A 22,629-nucleotide genomic window follows, 5' to 3' on the forward strand; every position below is an offset into this window, starting at 1 on the left:
TTCTTTAACAGGAGGATATGAATTAGTTTATAGTAGTATCACCTTTGGCGGCATGAGTGGGGGACCTGTTTTAGATACCCAAGGGCGAGTCATTGGTATTCATGGTCGAGCAGAAGGAGAAACTACTATTGAGGTACAATTAGGTAATAGTTTGGGTATTCCGGTGAGTACATTTTTGGCATTAGCTACCCGACTGAATACCCAAGCACAAAAGGTAGAAACCACCTCAACACCAGAACTAAATCAACAAAAAGTTAAGTCTATTCAAACAGCGATTTTATCAGTAGATGTTTCCCAAGGCAATACTACCGCTAGTCAATGGTTAGAAAGGGGAAATCAACTGTGGCGGTTACGTCGTTATCCAGAAGCAATACAGGCTTTTGACGCAGCAATTAAGCAAAAACCAAAGTTTATTCACCTGGCTTATTATGGTAAGGGTTTGGCTTTAGGTTACAGTGGAAAATATCCAGAGGCTATAACTGCATTTGAGCAAGCGGTGAAGTCTCAACCTGATTTTGTTCCGGCTTGGGATAATTTAAGTGTAGTCTATAGAGAATCAAACCAACTGGATAAAGCCTTAGCAGCCATAAATCAAGCCATTCAACTCCAGCCCAATAATCCTAATTTGTATAATCAGAAGTATGTAGTTTTAAGTAATTTAAAAAAATATAGAGAAGCAGAGGCAGCGATAAATAAAGCCATTGAACTCAGTCCCCGTGCAGTATTTTACTACAACCGGGGAAATGTCCGTAAGGAATTAGGAGATAAGCCAGGAGCTATAGATGATTTCAACCAAGCTATCAAGATTAATCCTAACCTTGCCCTAGCCTACTACAACCGGGGAATTGTCCGTTATGAATTAGGAGATAAGCCAGGAGCAATAGAAGATTACAACCAAGCTATCAAGATTAATCCTAACTTTGCCCAAGCTTACTACAACCGGGGAATTGTCCGTTCTGAATTAGGAGATAAGCCAGGAGCAATAGATGATTACAACCAAGCTATCAAGATTAATCCTAACGATGCCCTAGCCTACGTCGGACGGGGATTTGTTTATTATCAACTAGGTGACAAACAAAAAGCCAGAGAAGATCTGCAACGAGCAGCGCAATTATTCAAGGCTCAAGGTAATACTGCTGCTTATGAAAAAGCTATGGCTTTATTAAAAGAGTTGTAGGGAGTTTTTTTGGTGATGTTAATTGTGATTTTGTCAGAATCAGGATATCCAGGATTTAAGGATTAACAGGATATTATTTGTAGTTTTTTGATGTTGTGTTTGATGATTTTGAGGAGGTTATTTGTCACTTAGGACACGCTACAGGAAGTCAAAAGTAAGGGTAATTCATGAATTACCCCTACGCAAGAACAAGAATTGAGTATTAAGCTAATGTGCAGCACTGTATAATTAAAAAACCTGAAGTTACAGTAGCACAAGCATCTTGCTTGTATTAATGATTCAAGTTAAAGGCACAATAGCTTATTTTGTCTGATATGGCTAACGCCTCCCGTAAGGAATACAAGATACCCAGGATTTAAGGATTTACAGGATGTTTTATAAAATAATGGAAATTAACCAAATGTGATAAACATCAAGGTGTGAAAAAATGAACTTACAAAAATTACAACCTAGAGTAGCTTTAAATAAAGCATTTCTGAAAATTAACCCCTTGAGAAATGACATTGAAAATTTTAAAAATCATCTACAAAATCTACTCAATAAAATCAATGAAGCGGAATCTGAGGAATTTCATAAAAATCTCATTTCTGATTTTTTAAAGCATACTTTTTATGGTGCAAATCATTTTATTAATACTAAGGGTAAAAATGATTTAGTTATTCATAATGGTAAAAATTATAAAAGTAATATAGGGGTAATTTTAGAATTTAAAAAGCCAAATAATCAAGGTGAAATGTTAAAGACTGATAATATTAATAATAAAGCATTTCAGGAATTAGTTTTGTATTTCTTGCGAGAACGTATCCTAGAGAAAAATTTAGAAGTTAAATATTTAATTGCTACTAATATTTATGAATGGTTTATTTTTGACGCTCAGATGTTTGAAAAGTTATTTGTTGAAAATAAGTCTTTTCTTAAACAATTTAATGATTTTGAAGAAGGAAGATTAACTAGTAAAAAAACTGAATTTTTCTATCAAGAAATTGCCCAACCTGCTATTACTGAAATTACCGATAAAATTATATTTACCCATTTTGATATTAGAGACTATCAGCAATATTTACAACCTGGTAAACATCCAGATGAACATAAATTAATTTCCCTGTTTAAGCTATTTTCTCCAGAACATTTATTAAAATTACCTTTTACTAATGATAGTAATAATCTTGATAAGGGTTTTTACGGTGAATTATTACATATTATCGGTTTGGTAGAAACTAAGGAAGGTGGTAAAAAGTTAATTCAGCGCAAAAAAGAACATGATAGAAATATTGGTTCTTTGATAGAAAATGCTATTTCCCAAGTTGATAGTTTAAATAATATTTCTCGTTTAGAAAAACCAAAACAATTTGGAGAAAGTTATCAAGAACAACTTTTTAATATAGGTTTACAATTAGCAATTACTTGGATGAATAGAATCCTATTTTTAAAATTATTGGAATCTCAATTAATTAGATACCATAAAAATGATTTGTCTTGGGGATTTTTGAATTTAGAAAAAGTTGCAAATTATGATGATCTCAATAGTCTATTTTTTAGTGTCTTAGCGCGTAAACCACAGGAAAGAGGTCAGAATTTACAACACAAATTACAAGAAAAATTTGCTCATGTTCCTTATTTGAATAGTTCTTTGTTTGAACCGACAGAACTTGAACAAGAAACTATTTTTATTAGCAATTTGAGAAATGAGAAATTACCGATTTTTACAGGTACGATTTTAAAAGATAACAATGGTAAAAAACTTACTGGAGAAATTAATACTTTAGAATATCTGTTTGCTTTTCTCAATGCTTACAATTTTGGTAGTGACGCTGGGGAAGAAATTCAGGAAGAAAATAAAAGGTTAATTAATGCTGCTGTATTAGGTTTAATCTTTGAGAAAATTAATGGTTATAAAGATGGTTCTTTCTTTACTCCCGGTTTTATTACTATGTATATGTGTCGGGAAACTATTAGAAGAGCGGTTATCCAAAAGTTTAATGATGTTCAAGGTTGGAATTGTGAAACTATTGATGATTTATATGATAAAATAGAGGATAAAAAAGCAGCTAATGATATTATTAACAGTTTGAAAATATGTGATCCTGCTGTGGGTTCAGGACATTTTTTAGTTTCTGCTTTAAATGAAATTATTGCGATTAAAGGTGAGTTGAAAATTTTACTGGATAGACAAGGTAAGAGATTAAAGGAATATACTATTGAAGTTGCTAATGATGAGTTGGTTGTGACTGATGAGGATGGTTTATTGTTTGAGTATAACCCGAAAAACCAGGAAAGTCAACGAGTACAGGAAACTCTATTTCATGAGAAACAAACAATTATTGAAAGTTGTTTATTTGGTGTGGATATTAACCCTAATTCTGTAAAAATCTGTCGGTTGCGTTTATGGATTGAACTTTTAAAAAATGCTTATTATAAAACCTCTCCCCTAACCCCTCTCCTACGAGGAGAGGGGAATATGGAAGAATTGGAGACTTTACCAAATATTGATATTAATATTAAGTGTGGTAATTCTTTAATTAGTCGTTTTTCGTTAGATGGTAATTTGCAAGTTGCTTTAAGTAAGCAGAAATACACTATAGAAGATTATAAAAATGCTGTGAAAACTTACCGCAATGCCGAAAATAAGGAACAAAAGCGGAAAATGGAGAGATTAATTCAGGAAATTAAGGGTAATTTTAAGACTAGTTTAGGATTAAGTGATCCTAATAAAACTAAGTTAAGAAAGTTAGAGGGTGAGGTTGAGAATTTGCAGAATCAAATTTTTCTGATTCCAGAAACTAAAGCTGAGAAAACTAAGCGGGAGAAAAAAATTGCTAAGTTAAATAATGAGATTGATAAGTTAAAAGTTGAGATTGAGGATATAGAAAGTGGGAAGATTTATGAAAATGCTTTTGAATGGCGTTTTGAATTTCCTGAAGTGTTAAATGATCAGGGTGTTTTTGTTGGTTTTGATGTGGTTATTGGTAATCCTCCTTATGGAGTACAATTGAGTACAATTGAAAAAGCAATTTTAAATCAGATATATGAATTTAATACAACAGAAACAGCAATTTTATTTATTAAAAAAGGATGGGATTTATTGCACCAGTATGGATATCAGTCCTATATAATTCCTAAATCATATACTTTTGCTTCTAATTATCAAAAAATTAGACAATGTACCGTTAATAATTTAATTAGTTTGGTAGACTGCGGTAAAGTTTGGCCAGATGTAAAACTAGAAGTATGTATTTTTATTTTAACTAAGATGTCTCAAACCCTAATTTATAGTTCACATAAAGTTACATCAGCTAATTGTGAAGTGATATTTCAAGGTTATTTAGATAAAAAATTATTCAAAAGATTTAATTTTTTACTTAATGGATTAAGTACAGAAGAAATAAACATAGGTTTAAAGATTTTAGCAACTTGTCAAACATTAAATGATATATCTATAAATCAAAGAGGTGCTATGATTCAGAATTTGATTTCTGATGAGGGTGATAGAGATGTTATTGGTGGTGATCAAGTGCAAAAATATGGAGTTGAAGGTATTAAGGGTAAGATTTATTTGCAAGATGTAAATGATAATAAAGCATTTATTGGTCAAAATTCCCTGTTAGTACAAAATATAATAGCTCATATTGAAAATCCTGATGATCATATCAAAATAACTGCGGTTATTCCCAAAAGAAATGATTATATTTTAGCTGATACTATTAATCAAATTAAGTTAAATGGAAATTTTAATCCTGAGTTAATTTGGAGTATTCTACATTCTCATTGCATTAATTGGTATATTTATAGGTTTATTTTTGCTAAAGCTATGAGAACTATGCACTTTGATAATACCACCACTTCCAGAATCCCTATTCCTAAAGTTATTAATGTAGATATACAAGAAATTTTATCAGGATTAGTTAATCAAATTCTCAACGCTAAAAAATCAGATCCCAATGCAGATACAACTGCATTAGAAACAGAAATTGATCAAATGGTTTATCAACTATATAATTTAACAGCGGAGGAAATTCAAATTATAGAAAGTTCTAGCGGGTAAGGGTTTAGCATTACGCTTTACCCCTAGGATTAATTTATAATTACAGCAGTTTCTGTTATTATGAGGTATAAATGTTAATCATAAAACCTTTGTAACACAGGCGCTGTGCTTGTACTTCATGTAAATGGAATGTGCTGTATCAGGATTTTCCTGAAGTGCTATAACATTGCTGCGCTATCATTTCTAGGGGGTGTGTCAGAAAAACAAATAAGCTCTTTGTGTTTTAATTTGACATCAATGAGTATTGCTGAAGCTATGTAGCAGTTAATTAGCATTCCACATTTTATTTGCTTGATATTAAAAATTGAGCTATTCTTGTTACCGCAACTTCTAATATTTCCGGTTCTTGTACCAGTGCAAACCTCACATATCCTTCTCCAGACTTACCAAAACCTACCCCTGGAGAAGCTGCTACTCCTGTGGTTTTTACCAACTCTGTACAAAATTTGATGGAATTATTGCGCCATTGGGGAGGTAATTTGGCCCAAATATACATGGTAGCTTGGGGTGTGGGTACTTCCCAACCAATTTTATTTAAGGCATTAATGAAGGTATTCCGACGCTGACGAAAGATATTCACAGCCTTTTTCACACCTTCCTGGGGACCTGTTAAAGCTGCGATCGCTCCATTTAATATTCCCAAATATTGGTTAAAATCAACCATTGCTTTAACTTTTCTTAATGCCTGAATTAATTCTGCATTACCAATAGCATAACCAATTCTAAAACCTCCCATATTATAGGATTTTGATAGGGTAAAAAATTCTATAGAGACCGTTTTTTCAGGATCAGCTTGTAAAATTGATGGTACGATAGACTTATGTTTGCTATTTTCCTGATCATGAAAAACTAAATCAACATAGGGAAAATCATGGACTAAAATAATATTATGTTGTTGACAGAAAGCCACCGCTTCTTGAAAAAATGACAAAGGAGCGATCGCACTGGTAGGATTATGAGGATAACTTAAAACCATTAATTTTGATTGTGTTAACACATCTCCAGGAATATCATTAAACACAGGTAGAAAACCATTTTTTTCTGTGATAGACATGGGGTAAATTTGTCCACTAGCTAGATATACACCTCCTGCGTGGGAAGGATAACCAGGATCTAATAATAAAGCAAAATCTCCTGGATTTAGCACTGCTAAAGGTAAATGTGCTGTACCTTCTTGTGAACCAATTAAAGGTAAAACTTCTGTGTGGGGATCTATTTTAACACCAAATTTTGTTTCATACCAATTAGCAGCAGCAACCCGAAAATTCTCTGTACCGCGAAATAATAAATATCCATGAGTGTGCGGATCATCAAGAGATAATTTTATAGCTTCTATAATATGACTTTCTGTGGGTAAATCAGAAGATCCTAAAGATAGATCAATTAACTCTTTTCCTGAACTTACAGCTATAGCTTTTGCAGCATCCATATCCGCAAAAACATTTGATTTTAAACTGTGTAACCTTTTAGCCAATTCCATTTTAGTGCTTTTTAGTAATGAATTACTTATCAATATACTGAGAATATCTAGGTTAAAAACCCGGCCTTGCTGAATTAGACAGTACTTACGCAACTGGGATACTAGTAGGGTGTGGTTCGACAACCTCACCAACCACATCAGACAGTATAAATCATGTAAATAAGCAAATTGTTGACATCTGACGCACCCACTCAACAGACTTTTGGCGTTGCTGAACTCAGGCATGAAATTGAGAAATTGAGAAATTGAAAATTTGAAACTTTGTGTCTAACGCAAGTGCTTCGCTTTGGTAACGAGCTAAATAAACATCATAATCATAGTATAGCATTGGTCAGGGAAAGTTAGCAGAAGAATGGCGTTGCTGAACTCAGGTATGAAATTGAGAAATTGAGAAATTGCATCTAAGGCAGTAAAAGCGTTTTCTTCGCTGATGCGCGAAATAAATATCATATTCCAATTCAGCAACCTCCGAATAATTAACAAATAATTACAGCAGTTTCCATTATTATGAGGTACAGATGTTAATGATAAAACCCTTGTAACACAGGCATCGTGCTGTGTTCATAGTGTACCTTATGTAGATGGAATGTGCTGTAACTAGTTAATTTCCCCTTTTTGACCTGAAAACACTGCAAATTTTACCACTAAATAAGAATGATTAGATTACCAAAATTCAAACAACTCATTTTCTGGGCTTTACTAGGTTTATTTACTAGCTGGATAGTTAGTTGTAGTACAGGCAATGTTAGTAATAGTACAAAACCTGCTGGTAATGGTGTACCTAATAGTGCTACTGAGATTCAATTTTGGACTATGCAACTACAACCACAATTTACCAGCTATTTTCAATCTTTAATTAGCAATTTTGAGTCAGAAAACCTTGGTATTAAAGTTAAATGGGTAGATGTTCCCTGGACTGCGATGGAGAATAAAATTTTAACATCTGTTTCCGCAAAAACACCACCTGATGTAGTGAATCTTAATCCAGATTTTGCTTCTCAACTGGCGGGTAAAAATGCCTGGTTAGATTTAGATACTAAAATTACTAGTGCCGAAAGAGCCAAGTATTTACCTAAGATTTGGCAAGCCAGCACTCTCAATAGTAAAAGTTTTGGTATTCCTTGGTATCTCACCACCAGACTAACTATTTATAACACTGATTTACTAAAAGCGGCAGGTATTACTAAACCCCCTACTAGTTATACAGAATTAGCCCAAGCAGCACAACAAATTAAGAATAAAACTGGTAAATATGCCTTTTTTGCTACTTTTGTACCACAGGATTCTGCGGAGGTGTTAGAGTCTCTGGTACAAATGGGTGTTACTTTGGTGAATGCTGATGGCAAAGCGGGTTTTAACTCTCCTCAAGGTAAGGCTGCTTTTCAATTTTGGGTAGATTTATATAAGGCTGGTTTGTTACCCAAGGAATGCTTAACTCAAGGTCATCGTCATGCTATAGATTTATACCAGGCTGGAGAAACGGCTTTTTTAGCTTCAGGACCTGAATTTATCAAAACTATTGCTAATAATGCTCCCAAGGTGGCTCAGGCTTCTGCTATATCACCACAAATTACTGGTAGCACTGGTAAGAAAAATGTAGCTGTGATGAATGTTGTGATTCCACGTGATAGCAAATATCCTGATGCAGCGGTGAAGTTTGCTTTATTTTTAACTAATGATGTGAATCAGTTGGCTTTTGCTAAGGCGGCTAATGTGTTACCATCAACGGTAAAAGCCTTGAGTGATGATTATTTTCAGCAAGTTCCTGAAAATGCGAGTACGGCGGAAAAGGGTAGAATTATTAGTGCGAAACAGTTACAGGAGGCGGAGGTTTTAACTCCTAAGTTAAAAGATTTTAAGTTTTTGCAAAAAACCGTTTACGAAAATTTACAAGCTGCAATGTTAGCAGTGAAAACGGTTGATCAGGCTTTGATGGATGCGGCTCAGGAGTGGGATAATAGGGTATAGGGACAATTAATTCATGAATTGTCCGTTAAACCGATACTGACTGTTGATTCCTGAAAAAATAACCAATTAAATATAATGATCCAGATAATACTACTAAATTATCTGGATTATCTGTATCAGAATAAGCTGCGTCTAGGGCTAAAAATACATCTGCATAGGTTGTACAATTTTGCAGTTGTGGACAGATGGTGGTGGCTAATTCAACTAGTTCTATAAGGTTAGCTGAGTTACTCTCTGGTACGGGTACTATATATAATTTATCTCCTGGTTTAAGCAAGGCTTGAAATATCTCGCTATGGTCTTTTGTGGCTAACATACCCATTACCCAAGTTATATTTTTACGTTTCCATGTATCTACATAGTTACGCAAAACTACGGCTGATCCGGGATTATGTGCGCCATCTATGAGTAGCTGATGGTTGTTCCAGTCTATCCATTGCATTCTACCTGGCCATTGAGTTTTACCCATACCTGTAATTATGCTTTCTTGGGTAATATGCCATCCTTTTTGTTGTAGGATTTCTAAGACGGTTAGGGCTAGGACTGAGTTATGTAGTTGAATTTCTCCTTGGAGGGGGAGAGGATATTCAATGTTATTGTATTTGGCATATCCTGGACTTGTTTGTTCTGCTGGGGATGGTGCTATTAATGGACATTGTAATTCTAAACTGCGCGATCGCACAACTTCTTGAGCTTCTACTGGTAATTGTCCCATCACCACTGGACAGGATTTTTTAATTATTCCTGCTTTCTCTCTAGCAATATGAGTTACTGTTGGTCCTAATTGTTGACAATGTTCTAAACTTATGGAAGTAATTACTGTTACTAGTGGATTATCACACACATTAGTCGCGTCCAGTCTTCCTCCTAGTCCTACCTCAATAATAGCAATATCTACTTTTTGCTGGGCAAAATATAACCAAGCAGCAGCAGTAATAACTTCAAACTGTGTTGGAGATTCTTCTGTTAAGTCAATAGCTGCTTGTATTTGAATAATAAGTTTACAAAATTCTTCTTCTGTAATTTGTTTTTTATTAATACAAATACGTTCTGTCCAATTCACTAAATGTGGTGAAGTATACAAACCTGTCCTATAACCAGCTTCAGTTAAAACGGAAGATAAATAGGCGCAAACAGAACCTTTACCATTGCTACCAGCAACATGGATAATCGGAAATTGCTGATGAGGACTACCTAATTTTGTTAATATTTTAACTATGCGTGATAGTCCCAGGTTAACGCCAAAGTGTTGATATGGTTGGAGTAGAGAGTCAATATTCACGTATATCCCAGGAAAGAAAAAATGTCAAAAATCAAGAGTCAAGAGTCAACTGTCAAAATTACAGCATATTCCATCTACATGAGGCACACTGTGAACACAGCAAGATACCTGTGTTACAAGGGTTTTATCATTAACATCTGTACCTCATAATAACGGAAACTGCTGTATGACTCCTTGTAAGGGCGAACCGCCGTTCGCCTTTACTGACTCCTGATTCCTCAATAGTAGCTTACATGATGATGTAATATTATGCTTCTTTATTTAAAAAGTTTTGTACTTGTCTTAAAGCAGCAGCACCAATATTAAAAATAGCCCAGCTGGCAGCAATGGCTAAGGGTGCTAACACAATTACTACACGAGTATCAATGTCCATTTTTACAAATCCTCTGTTAATTGGGAGATTTAAGTTTTGTGAATAGTTATCAATTTTTATTTTTATCTGAAGTGGGGATTTTTTCCAAGGGAGTATGTAAAGATTTATGAAGTTAGGAGTTAGGAGTTCCTGGAGTCGGGGTTAATGCCGTAAACCAAATATCTAAACATTTCTAGTAAAACCTTTATAAATCTCCTGATGATATGCTAAGATGTATAGTATTAATGTCGAGATTATGTTAAGCAAGAAAGTTATTCGTGTTAGTTCTACAGAGTTTGAACTTGATGATAGGTCTATCTTTCCTCACGCGGTTGAGTTGGAAGATGTAGATAACGTCATAGAAGTACGATTAGTACCAAGATGGAGATTTGTTTAGTTTAACACGAACGGTAGCTAAAAAACCTAAAATTACTGTATTGCAAGCATCTTGCTTGCATCTATTATCCAAATTAAAAGCACAACAGCTTATTTTAGCATCACCAAGCACCAAGTACCAATTGTCAATTATTATGAGATATGGCTAGTTGATAATATTGTTCAGCGTGTTTAATGAGGTTTGCTGCTTGTAATGGTTCTACTTGACGAATAACTTTACCAGGAATGCCCATAACCAGAGAATAGGGTGGTATATCCCTAGTAACTACTGCTCCTGCACCAATAATACTACCTGTGCCAACTCTCACCCCATTTAATATAATTGCCCCAATACCTATTAAAGTACCTGTTTCAATATGGGCTGAATGAATTACAGCACGATGCGCGACGGTTACATAATCTTCTAATATAGTTGGTACTCCTGAATCACAATGTATAATTGCACCGTCTTGAATATTTGTATATTGACCTATTTCTATACGTTCTATATCACCTCTTAATACTGCTGAATACCATATACTTGCTTTTTGGGCAATGGTGACAAAACCAATAATAGTAGCATTAGGAGCGATAAATGCGGCTTGAGAAAGATCGGGTTTATGCTCTAGGAATGATGTCATAATAGGAGATTGAGGAGTCAAGAGACTATTTTACCATCACCAATCACCAATTCCCTACTATAAGATGATTTTATGATCCAAGTTGGAAAAGTGGTTGTAAAACTAAAATATGACAGCATGAATCTTTTATGCTGGAGTAGGCACTAGCGAAACTTCTTAGGTAAACTCGGTGCTGATGAAAATAAAACTATGTTTATAAGCACTTCATGATGAATCCAGGCTTGCAGTACCCGATCTTTGGTCCAGAAATACAGTGTCCTCACTGTCGTCAAGCAATTTCGGCGTTGACTTTAACTGATACTTATTTGTGTCCACGTCATGGTGCTTTTGAAGCGGATCCAAAAACCGGGGAGTTGGTTCATTTACAGTCCGGTCGTCATTGGCGCAGATGGAATAGTGAATGGTATAGACAACATACTCATCCTGATGGGATTCGCTTTGAAATCCATGAGGCTTTAGATAAGCTGTATACTCAAGGCTATCGAGCGACTAAAGTAATTATTGCCCGACGTTATCAGGATCTCATGAGTGGCTATTTGGAACGTAGTACCTCTTGGCGTTCTGGACAACCGGAAGCAAATGGTGCCCGTTTATACGGACTACCAGTAGAATTTAGTCCTGATCCTGCTGATGAGCCTTGTTGGGATGTGATTAATTTCGATTTGGATCAAGAACTAGGTGTACCTGTGCGCTATCCTTATTTTAGACTGTTTGAGTAAGCATTTCAGGTATTTTTGCAGTTGAAGGGGCAGTTAAAACTAAATCTACATAGCTAAAACCCACTTATGTGGGTTTTAGTGATACGGATTTTTAGGTGTGATTGTAAATTTTTGTCTATTTGTATAACATATTATTAATTTTTTCATGTCTGAATTTATCAAATGTGCTATAATCATCACCCTTATAAAGTTTATGATTTATGATTTATGCACCATGCTTCTATTAGAACGGCTAATATCCATACAGCGATCGCTTTTTATGAGATATTAGGTTTTCAGGTATGCGATCGCTTTACAACTGGTGCCACTTTGGCTTGTTGGATGGAGGGTTTAGGTGGAAGAATTGAATTAATCCAAATTCCCTTACCCAAACCTGCCCCTGACGCTTTTTATGATGAACATTATGTAGGTTATTATCACCTTTCTTTTGATTTAACTGATTTTACTCCTAATTTATATTCTTGGTTAGAAGATTTAAAAATAAGTTTAAAGAGTGTAAAAGAATTAAAACCTATTAATGTACTATTAGAGCCGATGCAACAACAAATAGGCGATCGCATTTTGGAAGTTGCATTCATCGCTGATACAGACGGCCTACCTCTGGAATTTATACGGTTTTTGGATAAATTAGGATGAATTTATCTAAATAATGTTGTTTACTGATATATTTGTCAGTTTTACCCAGTTTTTTGCAGTTATTTCTATCGCTTCGGGAAATTTACTGCTGCTACGAGAACATTTTCCGTATTTCCTCAGTCCGTCAATGTATGTAAATTAAATTACATATATCCCTAGCCACAGATATGTCTTTTTTCTATATCGCACGTCGACATCGCTTTTCCTTAATGGTTTTTAGTGTATGGATGATAGCAGTTTTTTTCTTAAACCAAAATGCTGTTATGAGTCTAGAAGTCACTAAACCAAATTTAAATAAATACCACAGTTCTTTAGTTACTAAAGAGACAAATACTTTATCTATTACAGGTAATGTGAGAAAAACAGTCCTAGATAATGGTTTAACTGTCATCACTAAGGAAGTCCATAACGCACCAGTTGTGACTGTACAAGTTTGGTACAAAGTTGGTTCTGGTCAAGAAGCACCAGGAGTCAATGGTATTGCCCATCAATTAGAACATCTAATGTTTAAAGGTACAAGCGATCGCCCTGTTCAGTTTGGACGATTATTTACACTTTTAGGTAGTGATTCTAATGCTTTTACAAGTTATGATCAAACTGCTTATTATCATACAGCAGAGAAAGATAAACTTACCGCTTTACTGACTTTGGAAGCAGATAGAATGAAAAATACTGTGATTAATGATGAACATTTAAGCACAGAAAAACAAGTGGTAATTTCTGAATTACAAGGTTATGAAAATAGTCCTGAATATCGCCTTAACCGGGCTATAATGGCGGCTGCATTTCCTGATCATCCCTATAGTTTACCCATCAGTGGTACTAAAAAGGATGTAACTAATTTTACTGTTGACCAAGTAAAAGAATATTACCAAAAATACTATCATCCTGATAATGCGGTGTTGGTAATTGTAGGAGATTTTGTGACTGATACGACTTTGAAAACTGTTCAGGAGATATTTGGTAACATTCCTGGGGGTGGATATGTGTCCCATGCTCCAGATATATTAGGATCTGCCAAGATTCCTGCTAGTCCAATTAAATTAAAACAACCAGGTGGAAGTAAAATATTACAAGTAATTTATCCACTTCCACCTATTAATCATCCAGATATACCTACATTAGAGATATTAGATTACATATTAACTTCTGGGAAAAATTCCTATCTATATCAGCAACTAGTAGAGTCTGGTTTAGCCAGCGATATATTTGGTAATATTGCAACTTTGCGAAGCGGTGGCTGGTATGAAATTACAGTAACAGTGGGAAATAATCAAGATTTAGGTAAAATACATTCTGTGTTACATCGAGTAATTGCTAAACTTGGTGAAGATAGCATTACACCCGAACAAGTACAAATTGCTAAAAACCAATTGTTTGCCACGGTTATTTTAAATAATCGTGATATAACTAGTCAAGCTATGCAATTGGCTAATGATGAAACTGTGGCAGGAGATTATAAATACATAGATCATCATTTACAGGATATCAATAAAGTTCAAACTGCGGATGTAGTCAATGTCATTCATAAATATATAGAACCGCAAAAAGCAATAGTAGGTTATTTTCAGCCAATACAAAAGATTAAACAAGTAAACAAAGAGAGTAATGATAAGTCACAACTAGCAATAACTGGACATAACTTTGTTAGCGATGTAAATTTAGGTTCATCTGATATTAACAATATTAGAAAGTATTTACCTGCAATAGAGTTTGTTAATGAAAGTAGAGAGAAAACTATTCCACAAAAATTAAAACTTGCCAATGGGTTAACGGTATTGCTGTTACCTGATAAAACTACGCCTACAGTTACTTTAAGTGGTAATATCAAAGCTGGTACGGAATTTGATGGTAATGATCAAGGTGGTTTAGCGTCTTTAGTGGCTAAAAATCTTATCAATGGGGAAAAAACCCAAGCATTAGAAGCAAAAGGGGCAAATTTAGCTTTTAATGCTTATCGTGAAGGTGTCAAAATTGAAGGAAGTAGTTTAGCATTAGATTTACCTGTACTATTGGGAACTCTATCAGAAGTAATTAAGAATAATCAAATTTCAACAAAACAGTTAGAAATAACTAGAGAACAGGCTTTGACTAATCTAGATGTAGAATTAGATGATCCTGATAAAGTTGCTAACCGTATTTTTGTACAGTCTATTTATCCTAAAAAACATCCTTTGCATACTTTTCCAACTAAAAAGAGTATTAAAAGTATTAAACCAGAAGATGTGATTAATTTTAAAATGAAACATTATCGTCCAGATACTACAGTATTAGCATTAGTGGGAAATTTTGATGTTCGGGAAGTGCGATCGCTCATTGAGGTAAATTTAGGAAGTTGGCAAGTTAAGGGTAAAGCACCTAATATAAATTATCCTGCCGTTAAAATGCCTAGAACAGTAATTAAATTTAACCCGGTTATTCCTGGAAAAGAACAAGCGATTACATACATGGGTTATACAGGTATTAATAGACAAGATCGGAGATTTTATGCAGCAATGGTATTGAATCAAATATTAGGAGGTGATACATTATCTAGTAGACTGGGGGTGGAAATACGCGATCGCCAAGGATTAACCTATGGAATATATAGTTATTTTGTCACTGGTAAAAATGTGGGTACATTTCTCATTGAAATGCAAACCAGTCCAGAAGATACAAATAAAGCAATATTTAGTACCCGCAAATTATTAAAACAAATCAACAAAACTGGGGTAACAAATGAAGAAATAGAAGCAGCGAAAAATAATCTAATTAGCAATTACAATATTTCCTTATCTCAACCAGAGGAGTTAAGCACTAGAATAGTGATGAATGAAGTTTATGGATTAAATCAAATAGAATTGAGATCATTTATTCATAAAATAAAACAAGTTGATTTGTCTCAAGTAAACCAAGCAGCGCGAGAATTATTGCATCCTGATAAAATAGTGGTTGTTACCGCAGGTCCGCAAATTATCGCTAATAGCTATCAGTAGTGGTTTATCAATAGCCCTACAGCACTTTTTAAATGATATTCGCCATTATTTGATAATCATAAATAAGGGAAAAATGATTAAAAACTTTTTAGTTAAAATTTACCAACAAGTATTTTTAATAATTACCATATTTCTATTTCTAACTACTTTTATAATTTGGATAAACCCAGTGATGGCTGAAAATATTACCAATAATATTCTCAAACAACAAACTAAGGAAATATCCGTTACTTTAGGTAATACAGAAGAAGAGTTAAAATTTGTTCCTCACCAGATAGAACTAGAAAATGGTAAACGTTATAATTTGATCTTAACTAATCCTAGTTCTCAAAAACATTACTTTACTGCTAAAGATTTTACTGATGCTATTTGGACCCAAAAAGTACAAGTTGGTGCTGTGGAAATTAAGGGGAATATTCGAGAACTGGAACTTAAACCCGGTGGTAAAGCACAATGGGTGTTTGTGGCCTTAAAATCTGGTAAGTATGGTTTACGTTGTATTATTCCTGGCCATACAGAAGCCGGTATGACGGGGGAAATTGTGATTAAATAGAGTGGATGATTAGATTCTCAGATCCCCAACTTCTTAAAGAAGTTGGGGATCTCAACGGCATATTTGATGTAAAATAAGCTAAGTTTAAGATAGATATTTTCACAAATCTCAACATTTGTACAACTTCACTATCCAGCATCCGTAATTACTATAATGAACATTTTCAGTAACCTGCTTTCCAAACCAGCTCCAGCACAACCAGTAGCTAGACAACGCCGAGGTATTGAAATTAAATCTACCCGCGAGATTGAAATTATGCGTCAGTCCTCTAAAATTGTCGCTACTGTCCTTAAAGAAATTTCTCAACTTGTCCAACCAGGGATGACTACTGCTGATTTGGATACTTATGCGGAAAAGCGTATCCGCGAAATGGATGCTACTCCTAGTTTTAAGGGTTATCACGGGTTTCCTGCTTCTATTTGTGCTAGTATCAATCATGAGGTTGTACATGGTATCCCTAACCCCAAAAAAGTGATTAAAGAGGGTGATGTGTTAAAGGTGGATACGGGAGCATATCATCAGGGTTTTCATGGTGATTCCTGTATAACTATTGCTGTAGGTAATGTTACTCCTGAAGCTGCAAGATTGATCAAAGTGGCTGAAGAGGCTTTATTTAAAGGAATTGAACAAGTAAAACCTGGTGTGCATTTAGTGGATATTGCTGGTGCAATTGAAGACCATGTAAAGTCTAATGGTTTTGCAGTGGTAGAACAATTTACTGGTCATGGTGTAGGTAGAAATTTACACGAAGAACCGGCGGTATTTAACTATAGAACTCTGGATATACCAAATGTCAGGTTAAAACCAGGTATGACTCTAGCTATTGAACCGATTTTAAATGCTGGTTCTAAAACTACACGAGTATTGGCAGATAAGTGGACTGCTGTAACGGTAGACAACTCTTTGTCAGCACAGTTTGAACATACTGTGTTGGTTACAGATGATGGTTATGAGATTTTAACTGATAGATCATTGATTTAGGTATGATGTTTTAAATGTTGTGGTGCGTCATATTTGATCAATTTTCTCAAAAGGAATATATAGTAAATTGTTGACGCACCTACAAGAGAAAGTGTAACAGAAAGTCTAACAAGATTGTAATCTAATGATTTGGTGCACGTCCAAAACGGAGGGTAAGGTTCTTTAAGCGATCGCTCAATTCTGAATTTAACCACTCACAAGAATAACACCATTCCCAATTACCTTCGGCTATACCAGGAAAATTCATTCTGGCTTCAGTTCCTAACCCAAATAAGTCTTGTAAAGGAATAATTGCTTGGTTAGCAATGGAACTTAAAGCTAGTCTAATTAAATCCCAATGTATGCCATCATGACTCACACTACCCAAATACAATAATACATTTTCTTTTTCATAATCATTGACTGAATGAAACCAACCGACTGTGGTATCATTATCATGAGTTCCAGTGTAAACTACGGCATTTCTGACATAATTAAAAGGTAAAAATGGATTACCAGGATCAGAACCAAAAGCAAACTGTAATATCTTCATTCCTGGAAATTGAAATTGATCTCGTAAAGCCTCGACTTCAGGAGTAATTACACCTAAATCTTCAGCTAATACTGGCAGTTTACCAAACTTATCCCTAATGGCGGTAAATAATTCTGCTCCTGGAGCTTTTACCCATTCTCCATTAATAGCAGTTTCTTCACCTTGAGGTACTGCCCAAAAAGACTCAAAACCGCGAAAATGATCAATTCTAATAATATCTACATAGTCTAACATGGCCTCAAAACGTTGTAACCACCATTTAAAATTCTGCTTTTCTAATACTTGCCAATTATACACAGGATTCCCCCACAATTGCCCTGTGGCACTAAAATAATCTGGTGGTACTCCGGCCATTAAAGACACTTCTCCAGTTTCTTCATCTAAGGCAAAAATATCAGGATTTCCCCAGACATCGGCGCTATCATGAGCTACATAAATGGGAATATCGCCAATAATTTCCACCTTGTTTTCATTAGCATACAGTTTTAATTCTGACCATTGCCTAAAAAATTCATATTGAATAAATTTATAATAGAAAATTTCCTCTGATAGTTGTTCTTGAACTTGCTGTAAAATTGCCGGATCGCGTTGAGCCAATTTTGTCGGCCATTTATGCCAACTTTCCCCATTTTCCGCATCTTTAATTGCCATGAATAAGGCATAATTATCTAACCAATAGGCTTTACTTTTACAAAACTCTTCAAAGGCTTTTTTCTGTTTTTTACTTGCTTGGGGATAAAAATTTTGGGCGGCTTTTTTCAACAGAGGAACTTTGAAAGCGATCGCTTGGGCAAAATCTACCTTATTTGTGGGAAAATCTGGTAAACTAGCAAAATCATCTTCAGATAAAAAACCATCTTCTACTAACTTTTCAGGACTTATTAAATAATAATTTCCTGCCATAGCAGAATAGCACATATAAGGACAATTACCATAGCCAGTTGGACCTAATGGTAAAACTTGCCAATATTGTTGATAGCTATTTTTAAGAAAGTCAATAAAACGATAGGCTTCTCTACCTAAGTCACCAATACCAAACCGACTGGGAAACGAGGTAGGATGTAATAGAATACCGCTTGATCTAGGAAAATGCATAACGCAAAAATATAATTAGGAGTAGTTTTTGATGTAAGATGTTAGTAGTCACCGGTCAGTTATTAGCAATTAAGTTTGATCAAGAAAGAAATATTCTGGATTTAACTATCTTTATTTTATAGATTATGTCACTAATCTTTAATTAATCACCCAAGTTGCTAGTTATTAATTTTCGGATATTTTGTGGTCTGTAAAGTGCATCAGACAGAATAATTTAGGTGAAAATTACCAATTTTAAGATTCTCTCGCACCCTACTTCATCTAACTGGCAACTTACGTTAATAGCTGACTACTGACCACTGACAGCTAATTGTAAGTTTATCATGCTATATTTAATATGGATAGCTTTTTAATATAAAGAAATAAGAAGATTCCTTAACGGAAAAATTAACAATTAGAAAACTAGCAACACAAAAATTAACAATGACTTACAGAAATCCTGCCCCCACTGTTGATATTATTATCGAATTGATTGATCGTCCCCATCGTCCAATTATTTTAATTGAAAGACATAATGAACCTTTAGGATGGGCTATACCTGGAGGTTTTGTAGATTATGGCGAATCTGTGGAAAATGCAGCACGTCGAGAAGCTGAGGAAGAAATAGGTTTAAAAGTATACCTGGTAGAACAATTATTGGTTTATTCCCATCCTAGTCGTGACCCACGACAACATACTATTAGTATTGTATTTTTAGCAACGGCAACTGGTGAACCTTTGGCAGGTGATGATGCTAAGGGTATAGGTATATTTGAGCCTTGGTGTATTCCCACTAATTTATGTTTTGATCATGATCAGATTTTGCGAGATTATTTACAATATAGAAATTATGGAATTAGAACTAGATTAGGATATCAATAGAATTAAGATTAAATGTTAATAAACCTAGATGATTTTCTACATCACTAAGACTCCACAATGCTTCTTGATGGGGTTTTTTGTAGTCAGCTTGTCCATATCTACGGATAGATATACCTTTTAAAGCATTTACTATTTGAGAGACAGATAAGCTGTTGTGCCTTTAACATGAATAATTAATACAAGCAAGATGCTTGTCTACTGTAACTTCAGGTTTTTTAATTATACAGTGAGTGCTGCACATTAGCTTAGACAGTAAAAAAAACTATATTTCATATTTAATTATTAGTAATAAGAATATCTTTTTATATCTCTAAGTTAGCATAAATTATTAGAAGTATAACTAAATAATTCCAACTTTCAACGAACTTAGTCAAATTAGTATTCTCAACTTGAGTATTTGACAGCATATTTCGGAGAAGTGAGGTACAACCTGGAGAAATCAAAGTCTTGTAGTGTGCGCATCTTGCCGTGCTATCTATACCTGATAACTTCAAGGATGCTGTATATTTATTACTTAATTTATCTATGAACTTGTAAATTTTGATGCAGCTAAATTTGATAATTGATAATTGTAAATTGAGGCAAACTAGTCTTAATGATAGGGACATTGCCCATAAAAATTATCACAATTAAATGCCATGTAGCTGATATCTTATAGCTTCATACAGGAATCTTATTTGATTTTTGAAAAATACTCAGATATTACAAATCTGTTTATTGATCAAGATAAAACTTATGCAGTCTGACGTACCCTATGTATATGTTCATAAATCAAATATGATTGCTATTTTTTCAAAAAAATCTAATTGACAAATATCCATATATTTTTGAGGTAGAAAAAATTATGACCTACAACACAATTCATCACACATCCCTAACAAACGAAAACAACAAATACAATATTATAAACACCACAAATCCTTTAGATAAGGATGTATTAAATTATAATTATAAAAGTTCAAGCTTAGATAGTTCACCAAGTATTAGTAATTACAATAGTAAAGATGGCTATGGACTAGTTAATGCAGGTTTAGCAGTAAGTAAAGCACTAGGAAAAGATCCTTATCCAGAAGCACCTAAACTAGGCGGTAAAAATTGGGCAGCAGATATGATTAAAGCTCCCACTGCATGGCAAAATGGACATACAGGCCAAGGAATAGTAGTGGCCGTAATTGATACAGGAGTAGATTACAATCATCAAGATCTAAAAAACAACATTTGGACAAACAGCAAAGAAATCGCAGGTAACGGCATAGATGACGATGGTAATGGTTATATAGATGACATTCAAGGATGGAATTTTGACAAAAATAATAATAACGTTTTAGATGACAACGGTCATGGAACCCATGTTTCTGGAACTATAGCAGCAGAAAATAACGGTATAGGAGTTACTGGAATTGCATACAACTCCAAAATCATGGCTATCAAAGCCTTAGATGAAAACGGATCAGGATCTTACGGCAACATATCCAAAGGAATTTATTATGCAGTTGATAATGGTGCAAACATCATTAATCTGAGTTTAGGTGCAAATACGCCCAACGCAACAGTAAAATCAGCCATAGAATATGCCAGTAGCAAAGGAGTAATAGTAGTCATGGCTGCTGGAAACAATAGTGATTCCCTGCCATCCTATCCTGCTCGGTATGCTTACGACACAGGAATAGCAGTAGGAGCAGTAGATCAAAATAATAACCTAGCGCAATTTTCCAACCGTTCAGGCTCACAAGACATCACCTATGTAACAGCCCCAGGAGTTGATATTGAATCAACAGTCCCCAACAATAAATATGCTTTATACTCTGGAACATCCATGGCCACACCCCATATAGCCGGAGTAGTAGCCCTAATGCTCAGTGCCAACAAAAACTTAAATGAAACACAAATACGCCAGATAATTACCAGTACAGCAGCAAACAGCAATACAACGTCAGATCCCACAAAACCCACACCCTCACCCTCACAACCAGGGTTTGATATACCCTCTTTACTTCCGCCACTAGACACCTTGCTACCTAAAGAACTGATCAATATAGGATCACAATTACCATTAGATTTTCCATCTCAAGCCAGTATCATCAACAAAACACCAACTCCTCAGCCTCCCTCCGTAGTCCTCCAAATTGGTGAAAATGACTTAAAACTGCGACTAGGTGACAGAGAAACACCTCCCCTGCAAATATCTACAGCCCAATACAGCATAGCATCTAAATTAGTTTATTCATTTAATCAATCAGCATTGGAATATTACGATCCATATCAACCTGTAAATAACCTTCCAGAACCAGAAGCAGAGAAAACGACCGAAAATAATGGGATAAAAGCCGCGTCCTTCTAAGCTAATGTGCAGCACTCACTGTATAATTAAAAAACCTGAAGTTACATTAGCACAAGCATCTTGCTTGTATTAATTATTCAAGTTAAAGGCACAACAGCTTAGGACGGCTTTTCTAGTTGTCTTGATTTTTAATCTACTCCTGTAATATTTCTACAATATTTCTACCGATGCACCTACTAAAGAAATAGCATCAGGAGATTTATAAAGGTTTTACTATAAATGTTTAGATATTTGCGTTACGGCATTAACCCCATTAACCATAAAATGGCTCAAAGTCTTGTGATTCCTGGATTTACAACATTCTCAAACTTTCTGGAAAAATTTTTTCTCAAAAGGGTTGACAAAGAAAAAAAAGGGAGATATAGTAGATAAAGTGTTGAGGGAAAGAAAAAACCCGCAACCAACTGAACCGAGAAAAAATAATACTTTGAAAGAATAGAAAACCAATCCTCGTCATAAAGAAATCAAGAGGATTCTAAAGAATTCTTAAAGAAAGAGCTAAACAAACGATTCAAAACGGAGAGTTTGATCCTGGCTCAGGATGAACGCTGGCGGTATGCTTAACACATGCAAGTCGAACGATGTCTTAGGACATAGTGGCGGACGGGTGAGTAACGCG

The 22,629-nt window shown here is 34.7% G+C and carries 16 protein-coding genes, 1 rRNA gene and 1 pseudogene; 12 read left to right on the forward strand and 6 right to left on the reverse strand.

Translation table 11 applies throughout. From position 1 onward, the window contains the following. On the forward strand, positions 1-1,177 hold a 1,177-nt coding region (locus H6F32_RS18360; RefSeq protein ID WP_190370736.1), incomplete at its 5' end, for a tetratricopeptide repeat-containing serine protease family protein. Positions 1,178-1,604: 427 nt separating this feature from the next. After that, positions 1,605-5,219, forward strand: a complete 3,615-nt coding sequence (locus H6F32_RS18365) for an Eco57I restriction-modification methylase domain-containing protein (protein ID WP_190370737.1) — start codon at positions 1,605-1,607, stop codon at positions 5,217-5,219. Positions 5,220-5,502: 283 nt separating this feature from the next. Here H6F32_RS18365 and H6F32_RS18370 read toward each other — a convergent pair whose 3' ends face one another. Beyond that, on the reverse strand, positions 5,503-6,699 hold the full coding sequence (locus H6F32_RS18370) for an LL-diaminopimelate aminotransferase (protein WP_190370738.1): 1,197 nt from the start codon (positions 6,697-6,699) through the stop codon (positions 5,503-5,505). Positions 6,700-7,353: 654 nt separating this feature from the next. On the opposite strand from H6F32_RS18370, the gene H6F32_RS18375 reads away from it, so the two are divergent. Further along, positions 7,354-8,667, forward strand: a complete 1,314-nt coding sequence (locus tag H6F32_RS18375) for a sugar ABC transporter substrate-binding protein (RefSeq protein ID WP_190370739.1) — start codon at positions 7,354-7,356, stop codon at positions 8,665-8,667. 25 nt (positions 8,668-8,692) lie between these two features. Here H6F32_RS18375 and H6F32_RS18380 read toward each other — a convergent pair whose 3' ends face one another. Then, entirely contained in the window at positions 8,693-9,949 is a 1,257-nt protein-coding gene (locus H6F32_RS18380; RefSeq protein WP_190370740.1) for a glutamate ligase domain-containing protein, read from the reverse strand. Positions 9,950-10,196: 247 nt separating this feature from the next. Then, entirely contained in the window at positions 10,197-10,322 is a 126-nt protein-coding gene (locus H6F32_RS18385) for a photosystem II protein Y (RefSeq protein WP_190370741.1), read from the reverse strand. A 235-nt stretch (positions 10,323-10,557) separates the two neighbouring features. On the opposite strand from H6F32_RS18385, the gene H6F32_RS18390 reads away from it, so the two are divergent. Beyond that, complete coding sequence (locus H6F32_RS18390; protein WP_190370742.1) at positions 10,558-10,698, forward strand: hypothetical protein; 141 nt, start codon at positions 10,558-10,560, stop codon at positions 10,696-10,698. Between the two features lie 124 nt (positions 10,699-10,822). On the opposite strand, the gene H6F32_RS18395 is transcribed toward H6F32_RS18390, so the two are convergent. Then, positions 10,823-11,317: a gamma carbonic anhydrase family protein gene (locus H6F32_RS18395; protein WP_190370743.1), complete on the reverse strand. Its 495-nt coding sequence runs from the start codon at positions 11,315-11,317 to the stop codon at positions 10,823-10,825. A 206-nt stretch (positions 11,318-11,523) separates the two neighbouring features. On the opposite strand from H6F32_RS18395, the gene H6F32_RS18400 reads away from it, so the two are divergent. The 5 genes from H6F32_RS18400 to map all read left to right on the forward strand — a co-directional run bounded on the left by H6F32_RS18400 (position 11,524) and on the right by map (position 17,181). Further along, positions 11,524-12,036, forward strand: coding sequence for a TIGR02652 family protein (locus H6F32_RS18400; protein ID WP_190370744.1), 513 nt, complete (start codon positions 11,524-11,526; stop codon positions 12,034-12,036). 207 nt (positions 12,037-12,243) lie between these two features. Further along, positions 12,244-12,672: a VOC family protein gene (locus H6F32_RS18405; protein WP_190370745.1), complete on the forward strand. Its 429-nt coding sequence runs from the start codon at positions 12,244-12,246 to the stop codon at positions 12,670-12,672. Between the two features lie 167 nt (positions 12,673-12,839). Continuing rightward, entirely contained in the window at positions 12,840-15,647 is a 2,808-nt protein-coding gene (locus tag H6F32_RS18410) for a pitrilysin family protein (RefSeq protein ID WP_190370746.1), read from the forward strand. Between the two features lie 73 nt (positions 15,648-15,720). Then, a complete protein-coding gene (locus H6F32_RS18415) occupies positions 15,721-16,200 on the forward strand; it encodes a plastocyanin/azurin family copper-binding protein (RefSeq protein WP_190370747.1) in 480 nt (159 codons plus the stop codon). 153 nt (positions 16,201-16,353) lie between these two features. Then, on the forward strand, positions 16,354-17,181 hold the full coding sequence (gene map, locus H6F32_RS18420; RefSeq protein WP_190370748.1) for a type I methionyl aminopeptidase: 828 nt from the start codon (positions 16,354-16,356) through the stop codon (positions 17,179-17,181). 121 nt (positions 17,182-17,302) lie between these two features. Here the strand turns inward: map and malQ are convergent, their stop codons facing one another. After that, positions 17,303-18,808 (reverse strand): 4-alpha-glucanotransferase, encoded by a 1,506-nt coding sequence (gene malQ / locus H6F32_RS18425; RefSeq protein WP_190370749.1) that lies wholly within the window; start codon positions 18,806-18,808, stop codon positions 17,303-17,305. 423 nt (positions 18,809-19,231) lie between these two features. On the opposite strand from malQ, the gene H6F32_RS18430 reads away from it, so the two are divergent. Next, positions 19,232-19,669: an NUDIX hydrolase gene (locus H6F32_RS18430; RefSeq protein ID WP_190370750.1), complete on the forward strand. Its 438-nt coding sequence runs from the start codon at positions 19,232-19,234 to the stop codon at positions 19,667-19,669. A gap of 43 nt (positions 19,670-19,712) precedes the next feature. Here the strand turns inward: H6F32_RS18430 and H6F32_RS18435 are convergent. Continuing rightward, positions 19,713-19,817 (reverse strand): annotated as a pseudogene (locus tag H6F32_RS18435) (IS200/IS605 family transposase); the annotation flags it as partial. 696 nt (positions 19,818-20,513) lie between these two features. On the opposite strand from H6F32_RS18435, the gene H6F32_RS18440 reads away from it, so the two are divergent. Then, complete coding sequence (locus tag H6F32_RS18440; RefSeq protein ID WP_190370751.1) at positions 20,514-22,010, forward strand: S8 family peptidase; 1,497 nt, start codon at positions 20,514-20,516, stop codon at positions 22,008-22,010. Between the two features lie 513 nt (positions 22,011-22,523). Then, a 16S ribosomal RNA gene (locus H6F32_RS18445) occupies positions 22,524-22,629 on the forward strand; the annotation flags it as partial.

The sequence above is a fragment of the Anabaena sp. FACHB-1237 genome, assembly GCF_014696225.1.
Classification (GTDB): Bacteria; Cyanobacteriota; Cyanobacteriia; order Cyanobacteriales; family Nostocaceae; genus FACHB-1237.

Excerpts from the sequence above, each read along its gene's own strand:
- H6F32_RS18365 (WP_190370737.1), top strand. The coding sequence starts at position 1,605 with ATGAACTTACAAAAATTACAACCTAGAGTAGCTTTAAATAAAGCATTT.
- H6F32_RS18370 (WP_190370738.1), bottom strand. The coding sequence starts at position 6,699 with ATGGAATTGGCTAAAAGGTTACACAGTTTAAAATCAAATGTTTTTGCG.
- H6F32_RS18375 (WP_190370739.1), top strand. The coding sequence starts at position 7,354 with ATGATTAGATTACCAAAATTCAAACAACTCATTTTCTGGGCTTTACTA.
- H6F32_RS18385 (WP_190370741.1), bottom strand. The coding sequence starts at position 10,322 with ATGGACATTGATACTCGTGTAGTAATTGTGTTAGCACCCTTAGCCATT.
- H6F32_RS18390 (WP_190370742.1), top strand. The coding sequence starts at position 10,558 with ATGTTAAGCAAGAAAGTTATTCGTGTTAGTTCTACAGAGTTTGAACTT.
- H6F32_RS18395 (WP_190370743.1), bottom strand. The coding sequence starts at position 11,317 with ATGACATCATTCCTAGAGCATAAACCCGATCTTTCTCAAGCCGCATTT.
- H6F32_RS18400 (WP_190370744.1), top strand. The coding sequence starts at position 11,524 with ATGATGAATCCAGGCTTGCAGTACCCGATCTTTGGTCCAGAAATACAG.
- H6F32_RS18405 (WP_190370745.1), top strand. The coding sequence starts at position 12,244 with ATGCACCATGCTTCTATTAGAACGGCTAATATCCATACAGCGATCGCT.
- H6F32_RS18410 (WP_190370746.1), top strand. The coding sequence starts at position 12,840 with ATGTCTTTTTTCTATATCGCACGTCGACATCGCTTTTCCTTAATGGTT.
- H6F32_RS18415 (WP_190370747.1), top strand. The coding sequence starts at position 15,721 with ATGATTAAAAACTTTTTAGTTAAAATTTACCAACAAGTATTTTTAATA.
- map (WP_190370748.1), top strand. The coding sequence starts at position 16,354 with ATGAACATTTTCAGTAACCTGCTTTCCAAACCAGCTCCAGCACAACCA.
- malQ (WP_190370749.1), bottom strand. The coding sequence starts at position 18,808 with ATGCATTTTCCTAGATCAAGCGGTATTCTATTACATCCTACCTCGTTT.
- H6F32_RS18430 (WP_190370750.1), top strand. The coding sequence starts at position 19,232 with ATGACTTACAGAAATCCTGCCCCCACTGTTGATATTATTATCGAATTG.
- H6F32_RS18440 (WP_190370751.1), top strand. The coding sequence starts at position 20,514 with ATGACCTACAACACAATTCATCACACATCCCTAACAAACGAAAACAAC.